Below are 24530 nucleotides of genomic sequence, written 5' to 3'. Positions count from 1 at the left end.
ATAACGCGCGGGCGACGGGCCGCGCAACGCGTTAGAACTGCGGGTTCAGCGAATAGCGCGGCTCGACGCCGAACCACTTCTTGTACAACTGCTGGTTCAGCTTCGACGCGTTGATCTGGAACAGGAACAGATTCAGATAGTCGAGCCACACCTGATCGCCCTGCTTCACGCCGAACGCGTTGTATTCAAGCGGCACCAGCGCTTCGTCGGTGACCGTCAGCTCAGGGTCCAGCTTCGCCTGATACGCGAGGAAGTTGTTGTCCTCGATCATCGCGTCGGCCTGGCCCTGCTTGACCGCGAGAATCGCGGCCTGCGAGCTGTCGTACTCCTGGATCTTGACCTGCATGTTCAGCGAGCGCACCTCGTCGCCGTTCGTCGAGCCCTTCACCGTCGCAATCGTGCGGTTCGACATGTCCTTGATCGACGTGATGCCGCTGCTCTTCTTCACGAGCAACGCCTCGCTGGCGACCACATACGGGTGCGTGAACGAGATCTCCTTCGCGCGCTCCAGATTGCGTGTGAAATTGCAGAACACGACGTCGACCTTGCTGGTCTGCAGGTTCGGAATGCGGTTCGCGCTCGTCGTATTGACCATTTCCAGCTTCACGCCCAATTGTTTGGCGAGCTCTTTCGCAAGGTCAACGTCGTAGCCATCGGGTGCGCCGGACTGATCGTAGAAACCGAACGGCGCAAAGCTCAGGCAATCGCCCACGCGCAACGTGCCGCGCTGCAACACCTGCTTGAGCGCCGAATCACCGGCCGCCGCGCTCTGCGCGGGCGTGTCGACTTTCGTGCAGGCGCCGAGCACCAGCAAACCGGTAAGAGCGGACAGGCAGAAGAGTTTTACGCGTGCTTTGGCGAGGCTCATGGTTGGCGTCCCGGTCTGGAGAAGGAATGTTCACCGATGCTGCGCAGTTGCGTCGAACCTGAACGGCCCGATAAGCCGTCCGATATACCGGAATCGAATCCGATACAGCAGATGGCCGCGAGTGTTCCACGGACAGAAATTCCGCGCAACCGGGAAAACGCGGAGAGAGAGGCTGGCGCCTGGTCAGTGTGTCGGGGTGGTCGCAGGGACCATCGCAGCGGGCCGTCGCAGCCAACCGGAAACGCAGTCTCCCGGGTTCGTGACCACGGCGACCCGATCATCGACCAACGCGTTGCGGACCCGGTACTTACAGCGCAGCGGCAGCGGTCTGTACGTGCCGGTTCGCGTGCGGACAGACCAGTATCTTTTCGATGACGTTCGACAGCAGGTCCTGCGGTCCCTTCAGCGAATCCGCGAGCACTCTGTCAGTCGGGAAGACCATCTCCGCCGCGACATTGTCCATCACGATGCGGCCAAGATTGTCGAGTGCGACGCGAATCGGGTCAGCCGGTTTTTCGGCGGTCGAAATATCGATCAGATGAGTGGCAACCCGCTTCTGATTCATGAATTTCCGGATGATGATCGAATTCTGGTTGTCGATCATCGTAGTCCACATCGACAGCACCACCGCGTAAAGATTCTTCCAGTTTTTCTCGCCCAGTTGCGCTTTCCAGCGGGTCAGCAAAGCACTGACCCCGTCCACCTGCGCCTCGCCCGCAATGCGCATATTGGTCGCGATATCGTCATGGACGCCGGCCGTCAACGCATCGAAGCTCTCGATGCTAAAACGGCCATTGGCCAATGAAGTATCGATAAACCGAATCGCGTTAATCAGAATACGATGGCTCGCGACTTTTCCTTCATGCGGCAGATCCGTGCGTTGCAGATTATCCAGCGCCTTCTGGAGCACGACTCGAAACGCCTTGATACCCGGCACCCACCCCTGCGCTTCGGGCTGCTCCAGGTACGGCGCGATGATGACGTACAGCCCGAGCGGTGTATGGCTGACCGACTTGGCCAGTTCGAACACGGCGGATACCGGCCTGAGTGTTTCGCGCACACCATGGTGAATCAGCGTGTACGTGCCACCCCAGTCGTCATTGTTGACGATGATGACCGGATCGAGATGTGCCAGCAGCGCCGCTTTCAGCGTTGCATAGCTGTCCTGCATCGCGGTGTCGATCGCAATCACTGCGTTTCGGCTACGAACCAGCGGATCCGATTCGAAAGAAACCATTTTCAAATCGTGTTTATTGATCCGTTTTTCCTGAATTTCCATTTTCTTCATAGTCCTAAAAATAACAAGCTGCCCCTGAGCGATACATCCAGACGTACGCGAGACGATGAAATTATTTCGATATAAGTCGATCGATTAACCTCATCTCTCGCGGCTGCAGCATCAGATATTTCGCGGCAATCCATAAGCAGTCTGGCGGACATCCTGTGATAGGATCAGGCCAATCTTTTTGAGCTGTTGAGGAAGATTGCGTGTCACACACCATTGCGGTCATCGCTTACGAAGGGATTAGCGCGTTTCATCTGTCAGTCCCCTGCGTCGTTTTCGGAGACGACCTGCTCAAGCTGGGTGTTCCTCGCTACAACGTCGTTCTGTGTGCGGAAAAGCCCGGCCCGATCCCGACCATGTCGGATTTCGATATCGCGATCCGCCGGGATCTCACCGCGCTGGAAAGCGCGCATACGGTCATCATGCCGGCCTGGCGCGATACCACCCAGCCTCCCTCTGACGCGTTGCTGACCGCGCTACGCGCGGCGCATGCGCGCGGCTGCCGCGTGGTGGGCTTATGCCTCGGTTCATTCGTGCTGGCAGAAGCAGGCTTGCTCGACGGACGAAAAGCATCGACGCATTGGGCGTGGGCGGAAGAATTCAAAGCGGCCTATCCGCGAGTCAAGCTGGATCAGAAAGCGCTGTATGTGGAAGACGGCAACATTCTGACGTCAGCGGGAACGGCCGCCGCAATCGACTGCTGCCTGCATCTCGTGCGCCGCGATCATGGCGCCGAGATCGCCAACCGCGTCGCGCGGCGGCTCGTCGTCGCCCCTCATCGCCACGGCGGGCAGGCGCAATACATCGAGAAGCCACTGCCGCAATCGGATGGCCGCGATCCGCTATCCACGACGCTGGCATGGACGCTTGAACATCTCGACGAATCTCACTGCCTGGAGAGCCTCGCAGCTCGTGCGCGCATGAGTGTGCGTAGCTTTACCCGGCACTTTCGCAAGAAGACCGGCACGACCTTGACTCAGTGGTTGCTGAATCATCGCCTGCAACGGGCGCAGCGTCTTCTCGAAACAGGAAACTGTTCGATTGACGTCGTCGCGGAAACAGCGGGGTTTTCGTCGACGGTGACGTTCCGCCAGCACTTTACGCAGGCCTTCTCCATCGCGCCCGCGGCATACCGCAAACAGTTCCAGTCCCGGCTTCCGTCGTGAACGCTTCGCCCATGCGGCGCGACCCGCCGCGTCAGGCAACAGATTGGCCCGATTTCATCACGCGCTGTCATGCGGGCCCCTTTCCGTAGCGGCGGATACTCCTCAAAATCGGTGCACATTCCACCGAAGCAGGGAGATCACACGATGCAACACCCGACCATCCGGACGCTTGCCGGCGCCACCGCGCCACAGGCGATCGACCCAGCGAAGACCGCGCTGCTGGTGATTGACTTCCAGAACGAGTATTTCGACGGCAAGCTGCCGATTCCGGACGGCAAGCAGGCGCTGGCGAACACCCGGCGGCTGATCGAACGCGCCGACGCTGACGGTATCGCCGTGTTCCACGTGCAGCACGTCACGCCGGCGGGCAGCCCGATCTTCGCCGAAGACAGCGCCACCTCGCAGATCCACGCCGACATCCAGCCCGCCGCTCATCATCAGCTCGTGCAAAAGACCTCGGTGAGCGTCTTTCCGACCACCGATCTCAACGAGCGCCTGCGGAAAAAAGGCATCGATACGCTGATCATTGCCGGCCTGATGACGCATGCGTGCGTCGCCGGCGCCGCACGCGACGCGGCGCCGCTCGGCTATAACGTGATCGTCGCAGACGATGCATGCGCCACGCGAGATCTCGATCTGGGCGACCACGACACGGTCACGAACAAAGCGTTGCACCGCGCGGCGCTCGTCTCGATCGCGGACACGTTCGGCGACGTGATGACGACGGATGCGCTGCTTTCGTTGTCGAGCAAGACGCGTTAACGGAAAACCCAATACGTCACAATCTTCACTCGCCGTCCTGGCAGGCGGCCGCGCGCGTGAAGCACAGCGCAACACGCGCGCGCCCTATCGGATCAAACACAACATCAAACACGCGCGGCCACCGGAACCAGCGCGCCCGTGATGCCTTGCGCCTCCGGCGACAACAGAAACGCAATCACATTCGCGATCTGTTCAGGCGTGGCCCAGCGCGAGAAATCCGCATTGGGCATATCGGCGCGATTCTGCGGCGTATCGATGATCGACGGCAGAATAGCGTTCACGGTCACGCCCTTATCCTTCAGCTCTTCGGCGAGCGCCTCGGTCAAACGCATCACCGCCGACTTCGATGCCGCATACGCGCCCATGCCGGCCCCCGCCTTCAACGCGGCCATCGCGCCGATATTGACGATCCGGCCGCTGCCGCCGGCGGCCGTCAGATGCGCAAGCGCCGCCTTCGATGCATTGAGCGTCGTCTTCACGTTGGCGCTGAACATCCGGTCCCAGCTGTCCGCGCTGCCGTCCGAAACCGTCTCCCAGCGGAACGCGCCGGCGATGTTGACGAGCGCATGCAAACCATTAAAGCGGCTTGTGATGGTTGCGATCGCATCTTGCGCAGCCCGCGGATCGGTGAGATCCACGCGATCGACGACGCACGCCTGCGCCAGTTCCGCCGGCAGCGCTGCCGATGCAGGCGCCGCGCCGCGGCCGATCAGCGCGACCTGTGCGCCGCGCGCGGCCAGCACCCGCGCTGTGACGAAACCCAGCGCGCCGAAGGCGCCGGTTACGGCGACGATCTTTCCTTGCAGGTGATTCATGGGCCAGCCCTCCTGTGACGGGACACGAGACGCGCCGCTAATGCAAAAGGCACGCATGCCGACGAGGCATCATAACGCCGCCCCCTTGTCCTCGTACGTGTCAGCGTGCACGATACGGATAGCATCTGCGAATCACGGTCTTACCCGTCCAAACCACGTCGCAACAAGCGTGCGGAATGGAGCACACACCATGCCCTCCGAAGCCCCGTCGTCACCTGCGCCGTCCATCTCCGAGCCGAGCCATACCTTCGTGCTGATTCACGGTGCGTGGCATGGCGGCTGGTGCTGGCGATTCGTCGCCGACTCGCTGCGCGCACAAGGACATCGCGTGTTCACGCCGACGCTGACCGGTCAAGGCGAGCGCCACCATCTGCTCAGCGCGGCAACGTCGCTCGACGTGCCGATTACCGATATCGAAAACCTGCTCGAAGCGGAAGAACTCGAAGACGTGGTGCTCGTCGGGCACAGCTATGGCGGGCTGGTCGCCGCCGGTGTCGCGGACCGGCGCCCCAACGCGCTGCGCTCACTGGTGTTCCTCGACAGTCTGCTCGTTGAAAACGGCCAGGCCGCGCTGGATATCCTGCCGCGCGATATTGTCGAAGCGCGGTTAAAAGCGATCACCGCGAGTGGACAACCGCTCGCGATGCCGGTGCCGAACCTCGGCGCGATGGGCATCCCTGAAGATCACCCGCGTGCGGACTGGGTGCGCCGCCGTTTGACGCCGCATCCACTCGCCACTTACCGCACCCCGCTGGTACTGCGAAATCCGTTAGGCAACGGCTTGCCGCGCACCTATGTGCATTGCGTACAGCCCTCGTACGAGGCGCTGGCGCCGATCCGCGAGCGGATACGCTCGCTGCCCGGCTGGGATTGGGAAGAACTCGCGTCGGGCCACGACGCGATGGTGCTCCACCCGGATCTGCTCGCCGACCTGCTGGTGCGTCTCGCGACACGTGCCGCCTAAGCACGCGTGTCGCGAAACAATGGCATAAAAAATCGTACTTTAACTTTTATGCCACACCCATTCAAAAACGAACGTGCATCGATAACAATCGGATACCGAACTGTATTGGTTCATTCACACAGGATGTCTAAAATCACATTCATTACTTCGACAACGTGTATGAAAGGAGAATCCAGATGACCGATACTTCCAATCGGGTTGCAATTGTGACCGGCGCATCGGGTGGCATCGGCGGTGCGGTTGCCGCGCGCCTTGCCCGCGACGGCTTCGACATCACCGTGACTTACTCAGGCCACTCCGACGCGGCCGACGCGCTCGTGTCAGATGTGAAGAAACTCGGGCGCCGTGCGATTGCGATAAAAGCCGATGTAGCGAAAACCGACGACGTGGCCCATCTGTTCGGCAGCACGCGCGAAACCCTCGGACGCGTCGACGTGGTCGTGAATTGCGCCGGCATCATGCCGCTTGGGCCGATCGCGGCTGGTGACGTCGAAACATTCGACCGGGTGATCGCGACCAATCTGCGCGGCAGCTTCCTGATATTTTCGGCGGCCGCTAACGCGCTTGGCAGCGGCGGACGCATTATCGCGTTCTCGAGCAGCGTACTGGGCAAGTCGTTTCCGAATTACGGTGCGTATATCGCATCGAAATCGGGGGTGGAGGGGCTCGTGCGCGTGCTGGCCAACGAACTGCGTGGACGCAGCATTACGGTCAACTGCATCGCGCCCGGCCCGGTGGGCACCGAATTGTTCCTGAAGGGCAAGACCGAGCAGCAGATCAAAACCTTTGCCGAACTGGCGCCGCTCGAACGCCTCGGTACGCCCGACGACATCGCGAGCGCCGTTTCATTTCTCGCCGGTCCGGATGGCGCATGGATAAACGGGCAGATTCTGCGGGCCAATGGCGGGTTCGCGTAACCGCGCACCGCGGGCGCAAGCTGCCTGAGCTTCTTCAGGCACGCTTGCGCCACGGCAATCCATCGATAAACTGATCAATCGCATCGAACAGGACGGCGCGTCGCACGCCGTCCGCCGCTTCGACAGACAGGCCCGCGAACACCGTGATGCACAGGCTCGCGAGCGCCTTCGGATCCGCATCGGCGGCAAGCTCGCCACCCATCTTTGCCTGCGTGAAGCGTTCGGCGATCGCCGTCGACGCCTTGCGCCTCAACGAGCGCAAATACGCGCGCAAGTCCTCATGCTCGGCGCTGACGCTCATGCCGCCAAGAAAGATCATGCATCCTTTGGCCGGGCGTTTGCCCGTAAAGAGTTCGGCGCTGGTTCGAAACATCGCGCGCAAACCGTCGCGTACTGATTCGTGCGCGTGCAATTGCCGCATCGCAGCCCCACCCTCCGCATCGACATAGAGTTCGACCGCTTCGCGAAACAGCGCCTCTTTGCTGCCGAATGCGGCATACAGGCTCGGTGGATTGATGCCCATCGCATCGCCGAGCTCGCTGATCGAGCATGCGTCGAACCCCCTCAGCCAGAAAGTCTCCATCGCGCTGCGCAATGCCGCGCGCCGGTCGAATTCCCGCGGTCTGCCGCGCGGTCTGGGCTCGCGCCGCTGCTCAATGCCGGCCATGTCGCGTCTCCCGTTGCAGGTTCGCTGATTAAATTATGTATCGATCTTAACAGAAATCACTGGACATCGGTCGCGATGGATGGTCAAATATGTATTAACCAATACACAAATGGTCTTCGCGCACGCCGAACACGGTGTTCTGCAAAACGGAACATCATGTTCGTGCGCGGCGCAGGCATTGTCAGCTAAAGGAGTTTCAGATGAAAGCCCCCCTTTCAATGGTCGCCGTCATGCTGCTTGCGAGTCCGCTTGCCGCCCGCGCGCAGACGCCAGCGCCAGCCGTCTCGCACGACTCGGCGCCCCTCTACGCGGTATTCGTCGACCAGCCGACCGGGTACGCGTTTGTGAAGCTGCCGGCCGGCTGGAAGTTCGTCGGCGCGGTTTCAAAGAAGGAGGTGCAGCGTCTGCCGGCCAACGTGCTCACCACGGTGCCGGCGGTCGACACGGTGTCAGTCAACTAGCAAGCCAGGCGCTATGGCTGAAATCCGTAGAGCGTATGGGCGTTCGTCGTGAGAATCTGATTGCGCAATACCGCGTCGGGCACCCATAGCGCGAGCGTGTCGAGCAGTTGGCTGACGGTCGGCATCGTGTTCCATTGCGCGACGTGCGGCCAGTCCGAACCCCAGACGCAACGAGTTGGCGCGGCGTCCGCGAGTGCTTGCGCATAGCCGATCGTGTCCTGATACAGCGGCGCTTCGGCACTGAGCCTGTAAGCGCCCGATAGCTTGACCCACGCGCCATCGCGCACCAGTCCGACGAGCCGCTGAAAGCCGTTCGACCGCACCCCGGCTGAAATCGGCAAATGCCCCATATGGTCGACTACGATCGGTGAACGCAGTTTCGACAGGCGTGGTCCGAGCTCGGGCAGATCGCGTGCATCGAGCAAAAACTGAATGTGCCAGCCCCAGTCCCGCGCGAGTGCATCGTAGTCGTCGAGTTGTGCAAACGTGATCCCGCCGCCGCCGAACAGCACATTGATGCGCATGCCGACCGCACCGGCATCGACCATCGCCTGGTATGCCGCGTCCGCGAGCCTGAGCGTCGGCACGACCACCCCCTTCAAGCGCGCCCGATTCGCGCGCAACGTCTCGAGCATCAACGTATTGTCCTGGCCGTGCACGCTGACCTGAACCAGCACGCCATATGTCGAACCGGTATCGTCGAGCATCCTCAAGTACGCGTCGGCCGGCGCCGGCACAGGCGTATACGCGCGGTCCGGCATCCACGGATATAGCGGCGGCTCGCCGATGACATGCGCATGCGTATCGACCGCCCCGGCCGGCATCGTAAAAGCAGTCGGTCCGCTCTGCTGCGCAGGCGGTGCAAGGCAAAGCGGCGCGTCACGATTACTATTGGCTGCAGTCACTCAAACGTCCTCCAATGCAATACCTCGGGTTTCGGGCAACAACGTGATGCTCGCCAGCATTAGCGCATAAGCGAGTACCGTGAAAATCGCAATCGCGGTGGCCAGTCCAAAATGCTTCGAGAACACGCCAACCAGCGTCGGAAACAGCGCACCCATGCCGCGCCCGAAGTTGTAGCAGAAGCCCTGACCGGACCCGCGCAAACGCGTTGAATACAGCTCTGTCAAAAATGGACCGACACCGGCCAGATAGCCGCTTCCGAAGAACCCGAGCGGAAAGCCCAGCCATAGCATCACGTCATTGCTGATCGTGAGCTGTGTATAGGCAAGCACCGAGACGATCGCAACCACCGCGAACGACACGAATAACGTCTTGCGGCCGAAACGGTCGGATATCCACGCCCCCGTGAGATAACCCGCGATGCTGCCGGCAATCAGAAAACCCAGATAGCCGGTCGAATTGATCACGCTCAAATGCCGCTCGGTTTTCAGGAAGGTCGGAATCCATGTGGAGATCGCGTAGTAGCCGCCTTGACAGCCCATCACGAAGATCGCGCCGAGCACCGTCGTGCGCAACTGCGGCCCGCTGAATATCTCGAAGAACGACGGTCGTTGCGCCCGTTGTGCGCCGGGCATCCGCTGTCGCCTCCTGTCCTCTGCTTCGAAGATGCGCCATCCGCTTGTCTCCTCCGTCTCGCTCAGGAAACGCTGTGCCGGAAGCGCCACTGCGCTTGTCGTGGCAGTGAATGCGTGTTCCGGTCGGTCGAGTTGCGTAAGCCGGTTGCGTAACTCGATCGTTTGAGTCAGTCGTTTGAGCCAGTTGCGCAAATCAAGTCTCTGTCTTATTGTATGACGACTTTAGCCTGCGGATCAGTGTCAATGTTGTCAATAATATTGTCGGCTGCCGCAATGCTCCATTGGGTCGCTGCCGTGTCCTCCACGACCCGCTCGTCTTTACCCCGTCGGTCATCCGAAAGCCTTGCGGCAAGGATGTACCGTCTGTGCCCAGTTCAAACATGGAGATCATTTCAATGACTACCGCTGCGATCAATATCGCCGTGCTTGATGACTATCAGCAGATCGCCGCCACACTCGCCGATTGGATGAGCATGCGGCCACAAGCGGATACGGTGTTTTTCCATGATCACGTCGCCGATCGCGATGCGCTCGTCGCGCGCCTCGCACCGTACGATGTCATCGTGCTGATGCGGGAACGCACCGCGTTCGACGCGGACCTGATCGCAAGCTTGCCGCGATTGAAGCTGATCGTCACGGTCGGCATGTGGAATGCCGCCATTGATCTGCACGCGGCAAAAGCGCGCGGCATTATCGTATCGGGCACCGACGCGAGTGAATCCGCGGCGACGCCGGCGCTGACCTGGGGCCTGATTCTCGCGATTACCCGAAACCTGCATCGGGAGTCGGCATCGGTACGCGCAGGCGGCTGGCAGACCGGTGTTGGCGTCGACGTGAATGGCAAGACGCTCGGCTTGCTCGGACTCGGCAAGATCGGAGCGCAGGTGGCGCGCTTCGGCACCGCCTTCGGCATGAATGTGATTGCGTGGAGCCCGAACCTGACGGCGGAACGCGCCGCACAAGCCGGCGCGCGGCACGTAGACAAAACAGCGCTATTCCGCGAAGCGGATGTGGTGTCGATACATCTGAAGCTTGGCGACCGCTCGCGCGGCCTCGTCGGCGCGGCTGAGTTAGCCACGATGAAGCCGACCGCCTATCTGATCAACACGTCACGCGGCCCGATCGTATCCGAGCCGGCCTTGATCGAAGCGTTGCAGACGCGGCGCATTGCCGGCGCCGCACTCGACGTATTCGATGAAGAGCCTTTGCCGCCGGCGCATCCGTACCGCTTTCTACCGAACGTGCTCGCTACGCCGCATATCGGTTATGTGACTGAGAACACGTATCGCGGCGCCTATCCGCAGATCGTCGAAGGGATTCGCGCGTGGCTCGCGGGCAAACCGATTCGCGAATTGGAGGCTTCCTGACCGGCGCGACACGACACGACGTTTAGCGAAACCACGCCGCTTCGAGGCCGCATGATGGCGGCCTCGTTTGCGTCAGACGCGCGTTACGTGTGCAACTGTACGAGCCCATGAAACGATTTGCCCGGATACCACGGCATATCGTTCACGCGATCGAAGTTCGGAATGGTCTCCATATAGCGCACCATCCGCGCGCGCATGGCCTCGTCAGGCAGCGGGCCACGCAATGCGCCGATGTTCTCGGTCATATGATCAGGGTTGGTCGTGGCCGGTAACGCACAAGTCACGGCCGGATGCGCGATGGCCCACTTCAGGAAGAATTGCGACCAGTTCGCCGCACCGAACTCCTTCGCGAAATCCGGCAGCGGCCGGCCCTCGACAATCTTGTGCAGACGCGCTTTCTCGAGCGGCATATTGAGCATCACCGCGATGCCGCGATCCTGCGCGGCGCGCAAAATGCGATTCTCCGCGGGACGCGTCGCGATCGAATAATGCACCTGCACGAAATCGACGGGACCGTTCTCGACCCACCACGCGAGCGGTTCAAAATAGTGCAGGTCGTGATGTGTCACGCCGACATAGCGGATGCGCCCCTGCGCTTTCATTTCATTCAGGTAAGGCACCATGATCTCGACGTTCGTCAGGCTATGCACCTGCACGACGTCGAGCTTGTTGCGCCACAAGCGGCGCATCGACTGATCGAGGCTCTTGCGTGCGAGGCTGGTGTCGGTCAGATACTCTCCGGTCACCCACATCTTGTCGGTAAAGAATAGCTGCTCGGCAATGCCAAGCCCGTTGGTCAGGTCGCCGACGTTCACTTCCGATTCACCATATAGCGGCGACGTGTCGACGATACGCCCGCCTCCCTGATAAAAACGCTTTAACACTTCACGCAAGTGATCGCGTGGCGAGCCCGGCAACACGTCGAATGTCATGAACGAGCCCATGCCGATTGCCGGCACCACTTCGCCGGAACGCGGAATCTTCTTCGTGATGATGTCAGCCGGCGCGTCGGCGGCGAGCACGGTGCGTGGAAGCACCGAACTGGTGCCGGCTGCCAGCGATGCAACGCCGGCCTTCATCAGAAAGTCACGCCTTGACGGTATCGCGGGAAATTCGGGGGAGGTGTCGAAGTCTTTCATGACGTGGTGTTTGCGAATAAATGGACCGTATCGAAGCGCGCTGATACTAGCAGCTTTATTCGACAAACGAATTGAAGTTCGCAGCATGCGCTTTTAAGCAAACGTAATGCGCGAGAGCCCTTTAAACGCGCATCGAAGGCGTGCGCAGATTGCACGCAGATTGCAGCGATGCTTGCAATTGAGTGAGATGCACCCAGTCGATCGATCGCCTATTTGGAAGAAATATGCAGTAACCCGCAGGTAACATGAATCGCATCGATCTGACCTAACCTCGTGGTCTGGTTTCGTCATGGAGTGACCATATGACCCCGCCCTCCGCTGTTGCGATCGATTCGTTCAAGGGGTTCGAGCTGACAGCGGATGGTCAGTATCTGATCCTGAACAGCAATCAGCCCGATCGCATCGCGTTGCATTGCTCGGTCATGCATGAACTGCTGGCGGCACTGTCGAATGCGATCGGTTCGTCCGAGCGTATTCGGAGCAAGAAGAAGAGCGTCAAGTTCGCGATGCCCTGCGAAGCGTGGGCGCTCGGTAAGGATGCGGGCGGGAAGCCCTATTTGATTTTTACGTTCCGGTTGCCCGGGGGCGCGGAGTTGTCCTTTCAGCTGCACCGCTCGCAAGCGGCGCACATGACAGAGGTGCTCGCGCTGGCAACCGGTCTTGCCAAAGGCAGCGACCTTTCCGGATTGCGACTGCAATAGAACAACGAGCCTTCGCCGAACCTTCGTTCTGTTCCACGTGCCGCCGTTATTCAACTGACGCGACGCGGCAGCCATTCTGACGTCTGGTCGGATTTCTTTTCGTTTAGCCTGCATGAAATCACGAATATTATTATCCCGCTGCGCGAAGTCATTCACCTGTATTGGCTTGAGCATCGCGGCGGTGTCGGCGCACGCTGCCGATTCATTCGTGGTTCGCGACATTCGCATCGACGGACTGCAACGGGTCGAACCCGGCACGGTATTCTCGTATCTGCCGATCAAGCAGGGCGATACCTTCACCGACGATAAAGCCTCGGCGGCCATCCGCGCGCTGTACGCGACCGGCTTCTTCAACGACGTGAAGATTTCCACCGAAGGCGACGTCGTGATCGTCACGGTGGTCGAGCGTCCGGCGATCGGCACGATCGACTTCGCCGGCATTCACGAGTTCGAGAAAGACAACCTGACCAAGGCGCTGAATTCGGTCGGGCTGTCGCTGGGCCGCTATTACGACAAGGCGCTCGTCGATAAAGCCGAGCAGGAGTTGAAGCGCCAGTACCTGACGCGCGGCTATTACGCGGCCGAAGTGACGACCACCATCTCGCCGATCGATCGCAATCGCGTCGGCCTGTTGTTCTCGGTTATCGAAGGACCGAACGCAAAAATCCGCCAGATCAACTTCATCGGCAACAAGGTGTTCAGCAGCGGCACGCTGCTCGATGAAATGCAGTTGTCGACGCCGAACTGGTTTTCCTGGTACACGAAGAACGACCTGTACTCGAAGGAAAAGCTCACCGGCGACCTCGAACATGTTCGATCGTACTACCTCAATCGTGGCTACCTCGAGTTCAATATCGAGTCGACCCAGGTGTCGATTACGCCCGACAAGCAGGACATGTACCTGACGATCACGCTGCACGAGGGCGAACCGTACACAATCTCGAGTATCAAGCTCGCGGGCAACCTGCTCGATCGCGAGGCGGAACTGCAGAAAGTGATCACGGTCAAGCCGGGTGAGCGCTTCTCCGCGGAGAAGCTGCAGGCCACCACCAAGGCGATCGTCGACAAACTGGGCGACTATGGCTATGCGTTCGCGTCGGTCAATGCGGTGCCGCAGATCGATCAGGAGCATCACAAGGTCGATCTCACGCTACAGGTCGATCCTGGCAAGCGTGTGTACGTGCGCCGCATCAACGTGACAGGCAACACGCGCACGCGCGATGAAGTCGTGCGCCGCGAAATGCGCCAGCTCGAAAGCTCGTGGTTCGATTCCAGCAAGCTTGCGCTATCGAAGGACCGCGTCAACCGGCTCGGCTACTTTACGAACGTCGACGTCACCACCGTGCCGGTCGAAGGCACCGATGACCAGGTCGATGTCAACGTCGACGTAACGGAAAAGCCGACAGGCGCGATTACGCTGGGCGCAGGCTTCTCGTCGACCGATAAGGTGGTGTTGTCCGCTGGTGTCTCCCAGGATAACGTATTCGGCTCGGGCACGAGTCTGTCGGTCAACGTGAACACGGCGAAGACGTTCCGCACGCTAACCGTCACGCAGGTCGACCCGTACTTCACGGTCGACGGCATCAGACGCATTACCGATGCGTATTACCGCACCGTGCAGCCGCTGATTTTCTCGACCGATTCGAGCTTCCGGATCATCACGGTCGGCGCGGACACGAAATTCGGCATTCCGTTTTCGGAAGCGGACACCGTGTACTTCGGCATCGGCGCGGAACAGAACCGGCTCGACGTCGACGGACAAACGCCGCAGGCTTACCTCGATTACGTGAAGGAATTTGGCCGCGTCGTGAACAACGTGCCGGTCACCGTCGGCTGGTCGCGCGACAACCGCGATAGTGCGCTCGTGCCGAGCCGCGGCTATTTTTCGCAAGCGAACGCCGAATACGGCACACCTGCGGGCAACACCACCTACGTGAAATTCGACGCGCAGGCGCAGTACTACTATTCGTTCGCGCGCGGTTTCGTGCTGGGCCTCAATCTTCAGGGTGGCTACGGCAAAGGACTCGCGGGCCAGACCTTCCCGATCTTCAAGAACTACTTCGCGGGCGGTATTGGTTCGGTGCGCGGCTACGAGCCGAGCTCGCTCGGCCCGCGCGATGCGACCACCGGCGATCCGATCGGCGGCTCGCGGATGGCGGTCGGCAATATCGAACTGACGTTCCCGCTGCCCGGCACCGGGTACGACCGCACGCTGCGTGTGTTCACGTTCTTCGACGGCGGCAACGTGTGGGGCGACCCGGCTCAGGGCGGCACGTCGACGGGCGCGAACGGCCTGCGTTACGGCTACGGTTTCGGCCTCGCGTGGATCTCGCCGATCGGACCGCTCAAGCTAAGCCTTGGCTTCCCGGTGGTCAAGCATGCGGGCGATCAGTACCAGAAATTCCAGTTTCAGATCGGCACGGCCTTCTGACGCACGCCGGCTCAAGCTGCGGGAGCGTTTTCCCGGCGTGCGTGCCGCGTTGCCGCGGCGCAAACGTCAAGCCGACTTAGGCAGTTCGATGCCCGGGAACACCTTGATCACCGCCGAATCGTCTTCACCGCCGTGGCCGGCCGTCGACGCCATCATGAACATCTGATGCGCAGCCGCCGACAGTGGCAGCGGAAACTTCGTCGTCCGCGCGGTGTCGAGCACGAGGCCTAGATCTTTGACGAAGATGTCGACAGCCGACAGTGGCGCATAGTTGCCATGCAGAATATGCGGCACGCGGTTCTCAAACATCCACGAATTGCCCGCGCTGTGCGTGATGACCTCATACAGCATCTCCGGATCGACGCCTTCACGCAGGCCGAGTGCCATGGCCTCCGCTGCGGCGGCGATATGCACTCCCGCGAGCAACTGGTTGATGATCTTGACCTTCGAGCCAATACCGTGTTCGGTGCCCAAGCGATACACCTTGGCGGCAATCGCATCCAGCACGTCCTCGCAAACATCGTACGCAGCGGCGGGGCCCGACGTCATGAGCGTCATCTCGCCGGTCGCTGCGCGCGCGGCGCCGCCCGATACCGGCGCATCGAGCATCAGCAGCCCGCCGGCTTCGAGCCGGCGCCCAAGCTCGGCCGCAAAAGCAGGCGGAACCGTCGCGCTCGATAGCACCACACTGCCCGGCTTCATCGCAGGCGCGGCGCCATCGGCGCCGAACAGCACCGCGTCGGTCTGCTGCGCATTCACGACCAGCGTAATCACGATGTCGCATTGCGCGCCGAGCGCCGCTGGGTTCGCAGCTGCAACACCGCCCTCGTTCGCGAAACGCTGCAGCACATCGCTGCGCAGATCGTACGCATGCACGGTGAATCCCGCCCTAAGCAACGAACGTGCAACGCCGAGCCCCATGGCTCCCAAGCCAATCACTCCCACCTGTCGTTTCATTCGACTGTCTCCTGGGTCAATCTTCGACGACCAAAATCGATGCATACCGGTACTGTAGACCTGTTCGGAAAAACGCATCGCCTCGGCCGCGATACGCAGGCGTCGTCTGCGAATCTCCGGTGATCGGCTCTAGCCGTAGCGAGTCAACCCACTACGGTTGTCCGTTGCGGCAATAACGCGAGAATGCGGAACGTTCATTGAGACGTTCGAAGTATTCCGCTATCGCTGGAAAATGCGGGTGTTCGAACGGCGTGCCAAACCAGCGATTGACCGACAGCGCGATGGGAATGTCGGCCAACGAGAACTGACTGCCCGCGATAAATGCGCCGGTTCCTTCCAGTTGCCCGTTCAGTACGCGCATATGCTTCGCCCAGCGCTCCAGCGAATCGGCAATCCCGGCCGCATCCTGGTGAGCCGGCGACCGTCTGACCAGGCCGAGAAATGCATAGCCCCATGAGCGATTCAGGTCGGTGGCCTGCCAGTCCATCCACTGATCGACCCTCGCGCGCGCGAGCGGCTCGGCCGGATAAAGCCAGCCTCCGTGATAGCGCGACGCAAGGTAGCGGATGATCGAGTTGGACTCCCACAGAACGAAATCCCCGTCGCGGACGACCGGCACAAGGCCATTCGGATTCAGCGCGAGAAATTCCGGTGCTTGCGTCGATCTGAACCCGTCTCCCCAGTCTTCCTGCTCGAACGGAATCTGGAGTTCGGCACAAGCCCAGAGCACCTTGCGGACGTTGATCGACGTGGCCTTGCCGAGAATTTTCACCATAGGTTGTTTTTTTAAGTGGAGGCCAGGTCATTCTAGTTCATGCGCGAGGTTCGCGGGGTACTTGTCGCCGCGTATTTCGTCCCTCGGATTTATAAGCGCGCTTGCCGTGACGTCGCGCGTCATGACGCTCAGATCGAGATCAGACACGCTACGCCATTTGAACGGTCACGGCGAGCGTTCGCGATGTTTCGATGCAGGGCTATCCGTATCTTATCGAAACGCCGGACGGAAAGCCAACGGCGACGCGTGCCGACGAAATGGCACAATGGTTGAAATTGCAACCATTTGCCGGGCTACCAAAGCCGGAGAATGTTACCGGCGCGGACTGGCAAAGCAAAGTGAAAGCACGCACCGGGATCATTCAATTCTCAAGGTACTGGACGCGAGAAGGCTAAGATTCGGGTAATGCCAGCGGCGGGCATATTGACCTTTGGAACAAGGACACGCTTACTCCGTCGACAGAATCGTTCTTGCGCTTCCGTCTGGGTGTTCCTGCGCTGCCCAACCCGCTATCATGGCTCAAAGCTCGAACGGACAATAATATGTACTCCGATCTTGGAAAGTCGAAGCAAATCCTGCTCTGGGAGATCAAGTGAAACGGATTGCAGTCGCGATGTTGGGCTTCGGATGGGGACTATTTTGGACGTGGCTGGCACTCTATGTCTTAACTCGTGTCAACTGGACGCACGGGAATCGGTCTGCTTCGGGTTGCGCCGACATGGAGCATTGCAGTTCACACCTCATAACGCTCTTGTCCATGGCAGCGCTATTCCTGGTACCTGCATCTGCTTTTGCGAGCCTGAATGCAATCGCGTACGGGCGTTGGTCGGTACATCGATGGGCGGCGTTCTTTTTTGCCGCGAGTTTGCTTGTATTCCTCTTCTATCTGCCTGGTTATGCCCGGATGTGACCAACCGTACCAGCAACTCTGTCCATAGCCATACATAGTCAAGGGAAACCTCCGCTTCGGCGGTCATGCCGTTCAGTTAAGCACTGAACGGCATTTTTGCTTTTGATGCGGGAAGTGGCGCACGGCCGCCTCACGGTACAGTTCGAATCCTCAGGACCCTTCCAGTTTCGCGTACGCTAAACTGCCCGGCATGAAAGCCGGCCACGGAGGACCCATGAGCGACGTGATCGATCCCGCGCACGATTTTGTCGTTCGCCCGATGAAGCCCGACGAAATCGGACTCGCGATTCAATGGGCGGAACAGGAAGGCTGGAACCCCGGCCTGCACGATGCAGCGTGCTTCCGCATCGCGGACCCCAACGGATTTTTCGTCGGCACGTTGCGCGACGAGCCGATCGGGTCGATTTCAGCAGTCCGGTACGGTCAGCACTTCGGTTTCATCGGCTTATACATCGTGAAGCCGGAATATCGCGGTCGTGGCTTCGGTTATCGAATCTGGCAACACGCGATCAAGTACCTCTCAAACCGCAATATCGGCCTCGATGGAGTCGTGGCGCAGCAAGACAACTATCGCCAATCCGGGTTTCAGCTCGCACACCGGAATATCCGCTTTCAAGGCGTCGCGCAGTGCATGCAGAGCGCACCGATGACCCCGCTTGCGGAAGTGCCGTTCGATCAGTTGGCCTCATACGATCGGCAATGTTTCCCTGCGTCGCGCGATCGTTTCCTCGCCGCGTGGATTGCGCAGCCGGATTCCATTGCGCGGGCTGCGTGGCACAACGGCCGTCTCGAAGGCTATGGTGTACTGCGTAAATGCCGCACCGGCCACAAGATAGGCCCGCTGTTCGCCAACGACGTAAGCACCGCCGAAGCACTGCTCAACGCGTTGTTCGCGCAATGTGCGGGCGAGACGGTCGCGCTCGACGTGCCGGAGCCGAACGTGACAGCCGTCGCGCTAGCGCAGCGATACGGAATGAACAGCGTGTTCGAAACCGCGCGGATGTACACCCGGGCGCAACCGGCGATTCCGCTTGCACGCCTGTTCGGCGTGACTACGTTCGAGCTTGGCTAGAACGCAACTGTGCGCAACGCATCGCGCACGCGCTCGATGGCCGCGTCCCAGCTCTCGCCTCTCGCTTGCCGGAACAAACGCAGCGTTTCCGGATACCACGGCGAATCGGTCCGGTCACGCATCCAGCGCCAGTCGACATCGTGCGCGGGCAGCATCATCCAGCAGCGCTTGCCGAGCGACGCCGCAAGGTGCGCGCTCGATGTGTCGACGCAGATCAGCAGATCGAGTTGCGCGACGATGGCCGCAGTATCGGCGAAGTCTTTCAGGTCCGAACCGAGATGCAGCAGCGGCTGATTAGCCGGCGCTGCATTCGCTTCGTCTTCGCCCTGCCCCTTCTGCAAGCTCAAGAAGGTCAGACCCGGCACACTCCAAAGCGGCGCCAGCGTCGCAAGCGACCGCACTGAGCGTTTCGCGTCGTTGTGATGTTTCGGATTGCCTTTCCACACCACGCCGATTCTGCGACCGCGAGGCAACCCGGCAAGCCGCTCGGCCCACTGCTGCACGAGCGCCGGATCAGGCGTCAAGCGAAGCTTGGGCGGAATCGTACTCAGCGTCGTGCGCAAATACGCCGGAACGCTGATCAGGCTCGTCCAGGAGTCGTACGTGCTCGAACGCAATAACGCTTCACCGTGGCTCATCACTTCGTCGACACAGTCGACGCCGGCAAACATGCGCCGCAACGGCGCGGCACAGGCAAACGTAATGCGTGCGACGCCTTGCGCCTTGAGCACAGGCAAGTACCGGCCGAACTGGATCATGTCGCCGAGACCGTCCTCCTGCCACACAAGCAGCGTCTTACCCGCAAGCGTCTCGCCCCGCCAGCGCGGGCACTGCAACACCGCCGCACTGTGGTGATGGATGCGCCCTTCCTGATCGTAACGGGCTTCGTAAAGCGGCCAGCCTTCTTCATACCGACCGAGACTCAGCAACAGTGAGCCGAGCGAGAACCGCGCAAGATGGAAATCGGGACGAAAAGCCAGCGCGCGCCGATAAGACGCCTCCGACTCGGACAACCGCCCAAGCGTCTTCAATACGATCGCGCGATTGTGATGCACCTCCGGAACATCGAAACGAATCGCCAACGCAGCCTGGAATGCCTCGTCCGCTTCGGTAAGGCGGTCCAGTTGTTCCAGCGTATTGCCCAGATGAATATGAATCTCGACCTTGCTCGGTTCAATCTGCAAGGCCTGTCTATACGCCTCTTCCGCTTCGGCAAACCGGTTGGCTGCATGCAGCGCTTTACCGAGGTTGTGGCTCGCCTCCGCAAAATCCGGGCGCTTCGCCAATGCCGCGCGATAGGCCGCTTCGGCTTCGGGCAAGCGATTCAGATCGAACAGCACCGCACCGAGGTTATTGAGCCCTTCGGCGTGATCGGGGTACACCGACAGCATCTGCCGATAGATCGCTTCCGCGTCCTGCAGACGGTTCAGCCCTTTGAGCAGGATGCCGAGACTGTTATACGCGTCGACAAAATCGGGCTGTACGTCGATAAGACGACGCCAATACACTTCCGCCTCTTCCGCCTTCCTGAGCCCTAGCGAACACACCGCGGCGATATTGAGCGCTTGCACGAGGTCGCTCTCGCTCATGACCGCATCCGAATCGAGCAGCGGCTTTACCTTCGCCAGCGCGTCAGCGAACTTGGCGTCGCGCTGAACGGAATTGGACGATGCGGGATGCCGTTGCTCTGGGCGCGAAAGCTCTTCTGCATGAAGTGTGGCCATGGTTGTCGATTTGAATACGCCGTGGACGCCACGCAAGCCGGCCACCCGGGTACCGGACGTGGCCCGATGCTTTAAGGTTAAGCCGGCAGGCGTCGCCCCATTCGCGCGAAAAAACCGCATTGCTCCGCGCTATTCGAGCGTTGAAAGCATTCATTCAATATCGACGAGAGAACTAACTAACGAATGAGCAACGAAATACTTTCATGTGCATTTCGTATTCCGAAAGCGCCGGTGCGTCCAGGCCGGACGGCTGTAACCTTTATTCCGGTGGACCGCAGGCGCTCAACCTTTCCAGTCACGCAGAAAAGCCAGCAACGCCTCGTTTGTTTCGAGCGGCCGCTCTTCGTGCGGGAAATGCCCGGCATAGGCGATCGGCGCGCACGTCAGGTCCGTGGCCATCTCGCGCCACACCTCGCGCATATCGAGGATCTTCGCCGCTTCGAATTCGGCGCCCCATAGCGCGAGTGTCGGACACGCGATCTTCACGTCCGCATCCTGCTTGTCCTGTTCGACGTCCTGCTTCCATGCGCGGTAGTCCTCGAACGCGCCGCGCAATCCGCCCGGTGCCGCATACGCACGGCGATAAACTTCAATGTCCGTGTCGCTAATCGCGCTGATGTCATAGAGCCATGACGTAAAGATATGGCGCAGCCACAATTCCTCGCGCCCCTGCACCAACGCTTCCGGCAGGTCGCGCACACCATTGAAGAAAAAGAACCAGCCGGCCTGCGCAAAATCGGCATTCATCCGCTCAAAGATAAAGCGCGTCGGAATGTTATCGAGTGCCGCAAAACGCGCAACACAGGATGGATGATCTTTCACGAGCCGAGTACCGACGCGCGCGCCGCGGTCATGTCCGATCACTGCGGCGCACGAAATGCCGAGTGTGGCCAGCAATTCCTTGATGTCGTTTGCCATCGAGCGCTTGTCGTAGCCGCTCACCGGCTTGTCCGAAGCGCCGTAGCCTCTGAGGTCCGGCACGATCAGCTGGTATTGACGGCACAGCACGGGTATCTGGCGCCGCCAGGTGTGCGATGTTTCAGGAAACCCGTGCAACAGCACGACTGGAGGCCCCTCGCCTGCAATCGCGTAGTGCAGCTTGATGCCATTGACGGCGCGACGATGGTAGGACATTGCGACAGCCATAGGTCAGTTCCCGTTGTCGGTTGCGTGACCCGGCCATTCTTTCACGGGCTTCCGTATTATTTATCGCGAGGCGCGCACTGACGTACGGAATGACGTAGAGCCAAACGTACCGGCGCGCGATGGCCCGCGAAAATGCGTGTCGACTCCGCGTATTGCCAGAAGAAAAGTAGCTTACGGCAGCGGCTTTGCGCGCAGCATGTCCGACGCGCGCGCGAAATTCCCGGCGCCAAGATGATGCAGGGTATGCAGCGACTCGTTCGATGCGTCGAAGAGCCAGTGGCCATTGTTGAATACACGCGGATCGGCCGCCGCGGACACGACTTCACCGAAGCAGGTGTCGTAAGCGTCTTCGGTGTGGCGCTCGCGAATCAGTTTGCATTCGAGCCATGCCGCGCAGTTTGTCTCGACAAGCGGCAGCCCCAGAACAGGGCCGATAATCGGCACGATGCCGTACTCGGCGAACTTGTCCGTATCGCGCCCACTCGATGAGCCCACCGCATAGGTCACATCGACCGCACTCGCGCCCGGCACGCAAATACCGAAGGTTCCGCTCGCCATGACCAGTTCGCGCGTAAAGGTATGCTTATCGATAACCACCGCGATACGCGGCGGCGTGAACTCGACGGGCATCGACCACGCCGCCGCCATGATATTGCGCCGCGCGCCGTCGATGCTCGTGACGAGCACCGTCGGCCCATGGTTGATCAGACGGCTGGCATGTTCGAGGGCAACAGTTTTGAATGGGGTCATCGGACAATCACGGGAAACAAAGGAACGTCTGCATTGTAAAGCGGTTGCAATGCATACGCTCGTTGCTCCCCGCGCCCGACGACCGCTTGCGCATGGGGTCGCGAACCTATGAATCGAGGTGAATCGACACCGTGCCGCCTGAATACACTGCCGACGCTTTGAACCCGTCGACCGTGATAGTCGAGAACCGTTGCGTGCCAACACCGCCGTTGATCAGCTGAATCGTGTCGCCCACCTTCGGTGTGAAACCGTTGGCGAACGTCACGTGCAGCGTACTGTTCACGAACGTCAGCTGACCACCGACGTTCAGTTGTCCGCCTCCGGCGCCATCGACCTCCATCTGCAGCGTGGTGCCCGGCAACAGCGTGAACTTGCCGCTGACCTTGACCGGCGCGCTCGCCCCGATCATCGCCGAACCCGCGCCGACGTACACGTCGCCCGTGCCGAAGGCGGTCGCCGAACCCGCTGCCAGTGTGCCGCCTGATACCTGGGTGCCACCCGAATAGGTGTTGTTGCCGGCAAGTTGCAACGTGCCGGTTCCGTCGAGCGTCAACTTGCCGCTACCCGAGATGTCATTTTGCCAGGTATCGTTCGCACTGAAACCGCCTTGCGTCGCATCCATCGAGATCGTCACATTTCCGTTGAACGCGCCATAGCCGTTGTACGCGGCAAACATGTCCATGCGCCCGTAACCCTCGGCATCATCCATCACCGGGAATCCGGAAGGAAACTCAGTTGTCTTGATCACCACACGACGTTGATCCGCGCTCAAATACGGGTAGCGTGTCTCGAGCAACACCTCCGCGCCCTTCGGGACGACCGGAGGCACATCGGTCGATTCGATCTGCGAAAACCCGAACGTCATCCGGCTGTTCGACGCCGCCTTGTTGGTTGCAAAGTCGGCAAACCGATCGACGCTCACCGGCAGAGAATGCGCGAACGCAAAGAACGTCGTGGGCGTGGTGTGGGTCGCCGCCATCAGCGCAGCCCGCGCTTGCTGACATGCATCGCTTTTCAGCGTCGCATTCGCGGGATCGCTCAGGTTGGCGACAGCGGCCGCATAGGCGAACATCCGACCGGCGATCACATCGAGCGGCGAATGCATCCCCGCGAGAATGCGGTTCTCGCCCAGTTCGAGACCGCGGCTGATCATTTCCGGCCCCCGCTCCGGCACACAGTAAGCCATGGTGACCGCGTCCCGCATCGCTTCGGCTTCGTGGCCGCTGATATAGCCGCCGTCCGTAGTCGGATCGGTGGCTTCCGCCGGCACCAGCGTCGGATCGACGATCACGCTATTGCTCCAGCGATAGGGCCGCGCATACTTGTAGAAGCGTTTGGCTGGCTCGGTCGATGCGTTATTGCCCATCGTCGATAGCAGGTCCACCATCTTCCCGAAGGTCGGGTTCGATGCGCTGCCCACGCCGATATTGTTCCCGGTATCGTTAAATAGCACCGTCGTCGCATTCGCAGGAATGCTCGTGATCGTGGTCGTCTGTTGGGACGCGCTACGCCATGCGTCGCTGAGTGGCCCCATCCCATCGGTCACGCTATAACCTTTGCCGCGCCGGTCATCGAAATAGGCGGCATCCGCCTGGGCCTGCGTACGATTCGTGGTCTCGTCGATCACGAACTGGATATTCCGGGTGAGCACCGACGCGTTCAGGATCGTGCCGCCGGACGTGCCGTCGTTCGGCAAGCCCGTCCATGTCGATGGAACGATAGCCGGAAACGAACCCACCGCGGGTGCGGTCACGCCTGCGTCGACTATCTCAGTGAGCGGATGCCAGAGGTCGAGAAAACGCGACACGAGACGCGCACCGGCATTGGTGTCCAGTGTTGCGAAGCGCGCGTCGCCGCGCTGATTGGTCGCGATGTTATCGACGAACGCGGGAACATCGGGAACGGGCGCGCTGTCGACGAATTTCTGATCGGGCGGCGCTGCGGGCGGCGTCGACGCATCAGGGCTGCCATCGACATCGCTACCGCCGCACGCAGCGAGCAATACAGCGCTGGATAAAACCGTTGCATGCAGTGCCAGACGTATGTTGTTTGAACGCATTCGCGAGAGACTCCGGGGTGTTGGACGGCTGAAAGAATCCGGAGTCTATGCATGCA

The 24530-nt window shown here is 60.5% G+C and carries 22 protein-coding genes and 1 pseudogene; 10 read left to right on the top strand and 13 right to left on the bottom strand.

The features are described 5' to 3' along the window. Positions 1 to 31: 31 nt before the first annotated feature. Together HV796_RS21065 and HV796_RS21060 are read right to left on the bottom strand one after the other, a co-directional pair. Positions 32 to 868, bottom strand: coding sequence for an ABC transporter substrate-binding protein (locus tag HV796_RS21065; protein ID WP_175228441.1), 837 nt, complete (start codon positions 866 to 868; stop codon positions 32 to 34). 307 nt (positions 869 to 1175) lie between these two features. After that, positions 1176 to 2105, bottom strand: a complete 930-nt coding sequence (locus tag HV796_RS21060) for a hypothetical protein (protein WP_217477962.1) — start codon at positions 2103 to 2105, stop codon at positions 1176 to 1178. Between the two features lie 251 nt (positions 2106 to 2356). Here HV796_RS21060 and HV796_RS21055 point away from each other — a divergent pair, with 251 nt between their 5' ends. Together HV796_RS21055 and HV796_RS21050 are read left to right on the top strand one after the other, a co-directional pair. After that, positions 2357 to 3319 (top strand): GlxA family transcriptional regulator, encoded by a 963-nt coding sequence (locus HV796_RS21055; protein WP_175228439.1) that lies wholly within the window; start codon positions 2357 to 2359, stop codon positions 3317 to 3319. Between the two features lie 144 nt (positions 3320 to 3463). Then, positions 3464 to 4081, top strand: a complete 618-nt coding sequence (locus tag HV796_RS21050; RefSeq protein ID WP_175228438.1) for a cysteine hydrolase family protein — start codon at positions 3464 to 3466, stop codon at positions 4079 to 4081. 104 nt (positions 4082 to 4185) lie between these two features. On the opposite strand, the gene HV796_RS21045 is transcribed toward HV796_RS21050, so the two are convergent. Continuing rightward, the gene (locus tag HV796_RS21045) at positions 4186 to 4896 is read right to left on the bottom strand and encodes an SDR family NAD(P)-dependent oxidoreductase (RefSeq protein WP_175228437.1); all 711 of its coding nucleotides are present in this window, start codon (positions 4894 to 4896) and stop codon (positions 4186 to 4188) included. 190 nt (positions 4897 to 5086) lie between these two features. Here HV796_RS21045 and HV796_RS21040 point away from each other — a divergent pair, with 190 nt between their 5' ends. Together HV796_RS21040 and HV796_RS21035 are read left to right on the top strand one after the other, a co-directional pair. Beyond that, complete coding sequence (locus tag HV796_RS21040) at positions 5087 to 5860, top strand: alpha/beta fold hydrolase (protein WP_175228436.1); 774 nt, start codon at positions 5087 to 5089, stop codon at positions 5858 to 5860. Positions 5861 to 6036: 176 nt separating this feature from the next. After that, complete coding sequence (locus HV796_RS21035; protein ID WP_175228435.1) at positions 6037 to 6777, top strand: SDR family oxidoreductase; 741 nt, start codon at positions 6037 to 6039, stop codon at positions 6775 to 6777. A gap of 34 nt (positions 6778 to 6811) precedes the next feature. Here HV796_RS21035 and HV796_RS21030 read toward each other — a convergent pair whose 3' ends face one another. Continuing rightward, on the bottom strand, positions 6812 to 7444 hold the full coding sequence (locus HV796_RS21030; protein WP_175228434.1) for a TetR/AcrR family transcriptional regulator: 633 nt from the start codon (positions 7442 to 7444) through the stop codon (positions 6812 to 6814). A gap of 200 nt (positions 7445 to 7644) precedes the next feature. Between HV796_RS21030 and HV796_RS21025 the strand changes: the two genes are divergently transcribed. After that, the gene (locus HV796_RS21025) at positions 7645 to 7905 is read left to right on the top strand and encodes a hypothetical protein (RefSeq protein ID WP_175228433.1); all 261 of its coding nucleotides are present in this window, start codon (positions 7645 to 7647) and stop codon (positions 7903 to 7905) included. An 11-nt stretch (positions 7906 to 7916) separates the two neighbouring features. Here the strand turns inward: HV796_RS21025 and HV796_RS21020 are convergent, their stop codons facing one another. Together HV796_RS21020 and HV796_RS21015 are read right to left on the bottom strand one after the other, a co-directional pair. Continuing rightward, positions 7917 to 8810 carry an amidohydrolase family protein gene (locus tag HV796_RS21020; protein WP_246355961.1) on the bottom strand — a complete coding sequence of 298 codons (894 nt, stop codon included), beginning with the start codon at positions 8808 to 8810 and terminating at the stop codon, positions 7917 to 7919. Next, positions 8811 to 9533, bottom strand: coding sequence for an MFS transporter (locus tag HV796_RS21015; protein ID WP_217477961.1), 723 nt, complete (start codon positions 9531 to 9533; stop codon positions 8811 to 8813). A gap of 305 nt (positions 9534 to 9838) precedes the next feature. Here HV796_RS21015 and HV796_RS21010 point away from each other — a divergent pair, with 305 nt between their 5' ends. After that, the gene (locus HV796_RS21010; protein WP_175228432.1) at positions 9839 to 10810 is read left to right on the top strand and encodes a D-2-hydroxyacid dehydrogenase family protein; all 972 of its coding nucleotides are present in this window, start codon (positions 9839 to 9841) and stop codon (positions 10808 to 10810) included. Between the two features lie 83 nt (positions 10811 to 10893). Here the strand turns inward: HV796_RS21010 and HV796_RS21005 are convergent, their stop codons facing one another. Further along, positions 10894 to 11949, bottom strand: coding sequence for an aldo/keto reductase (locus HV796_RS21005; RefSeq protein WP_175228431.1), 1056 nt, complete (start codon positions 11947 to 11949; stop codon positions 10894 to 10896). A gap of 302 nt (positions 11950 to 12251) precedes the next feature. On the opposite strand from HV796_RS21005, the gene HV796_RS21000 reads away from it, so the two are divergent. Together HV796_RS21000 and bamA are read left to right on the top strand one after the other, a co-directional pair. Then, the gene (locus tag HV796_RS21000) at positions 12252 to 12650 is read left to right on the top strand and encodes a hypothetical protein (RefSeq protein ID WP_175228430.1); all 399 of its coding nucleotides are present in this window, start codon (positions 12252 to 12254) and stop codon (positions 12648 to 12650) included. A 112-nt stretch (positions 12651 to 12762) separates the two neighbouring features. Beyond that, the gene (gene bamA / locus HV796_RS20995; protein WP_175228429.1) at positions 12763 to 15081 is read left to right on the top strand and encodes an outer membrane protein assembly factor BamA; all 2319 of its coding nucleotides are present in this window, start codon (positions 12763 to 12765) and stop codon (positions 15079 to 15081) included. Between the two features lie 66 nt (positions 15082 to 15147). Here the strand turns inward: bamA and ltnD are convergent, their stop codons facing one another. Further along, on the bottom strand, positions 15148 to 16083 hold the full coding sequence (gene ltnD / locus HV796_RS20990; RefSeq protein WP_175228428.1) for an L-threonate dehydrogenase: 936 nt from the start codon (positions 16081 to 16083) through the stop codon (positions 15148 to 15150). A gap of 106 nt (positions 16084 to 16189) precedes the next feature. Next, positions 16190 to 16813 (bottom strand): glutathione S-transferase family protein, encoded by a 624-nt coding sequence (locus HV796_RS20985; protein WP_175228427.1) that lies wholly within the window; start codon positions 16811 to 16813, stop codon positions 16190 to 16192. Positions 16814 to 17037: 224 nt separating this feature from the next. Here HV796_RS20985 and HV796_RS20980 point away from each other — a divergent pair. Both HV796_RS20980 and HV796_RS20975 read left to right on the top strand, forming a co-directional pair. After that, a pseudogene (locus HV796_RS20980) lies at positions 17038 to 17409 on the top strand (T6SS effector amidase Tae4 family protein); the annotation flags it as partial. A gap of 528 nt (positions 17410 to 17937) precedes the next feature. After that, on the top strand, positions 17938 to 18795 hold the full coding sequence (locus HV796_RS20975; RefSeq protein WP_175228426.1) for a GNAT family N-acetyltransferase: 858 nt from the start codon (positions 17938 to 17940) through the stop codon (positions 18793 to 18795). Here the strand turns inward: HV796_RS20975 and HV796_RS20970 are convergent. The 4 genes from HV796_RS20970 to HV796_RS20955 form a co-directional block, all read right to left on the bottom strand. After that, positions 18792 to 20519, bottom strand: coding sequence for a tetratricopeptide repeat protein (locus HV796_RS20970; RefSeq protein ID WP_175228425.1), 1728 nt, complete (start codon positions 20517 to 20519; stop codon positions 18792 to 18794). The two genes, HV796_RS20975 and HV796_RS20970, sit on opposite strands and share 4 nt — an antisense overlap. Positions 20520 to 20801: 282 nt before the next feature. After that, positions 20802 to 21653, bottom strand: a complete 852-nt coding sequence (locus HV796_RS20965; protein WP_175228424.1) for an alpha/beta fold hydrolase — start codon at positions 21651 to 21653, stop codon at positions 20802 to 20804. A 183-nt stretch (positions 21654 to 21836) separates the two neighbouring features. Continuing rightward, on the bottom strand, positions 21837 to 22415 hold the full coding sequence (locus tag HV796_RS20960; RefSeq protein ID WP_175228423.1) for a flavin reductase family protein: 579 nt from the start codon (positions 22413 to 22415) through the stop codon (positions 21837 to 21839). Positions 22416 to 22521: 106 nt separating this feature from the next. Then, a complete protein-coding gene (locus HV796_RS20955; protein WP_175228422.1) occupies positions 22522 to 24474 on the bottom strand; it encodes an acid phosphatase in 1953 nt (650 codons plus the stop codon). Positions 24475 to 24530 lie beyond the last annotated feature (56 nt).

This window comes from Paraburkholderia humisilvae (genome assembly GCF_902859855.1).
Lineage (GTDB): Bacteria > Pseudomonadota > Gammaproteobacteria > Burkholderiales > Burkholderiaceae > Paraburkholderia > Paraburkholderia humisilvae.
This window is presented reverse-complemented; position numbering and strand designations above follow the sequence as displayed.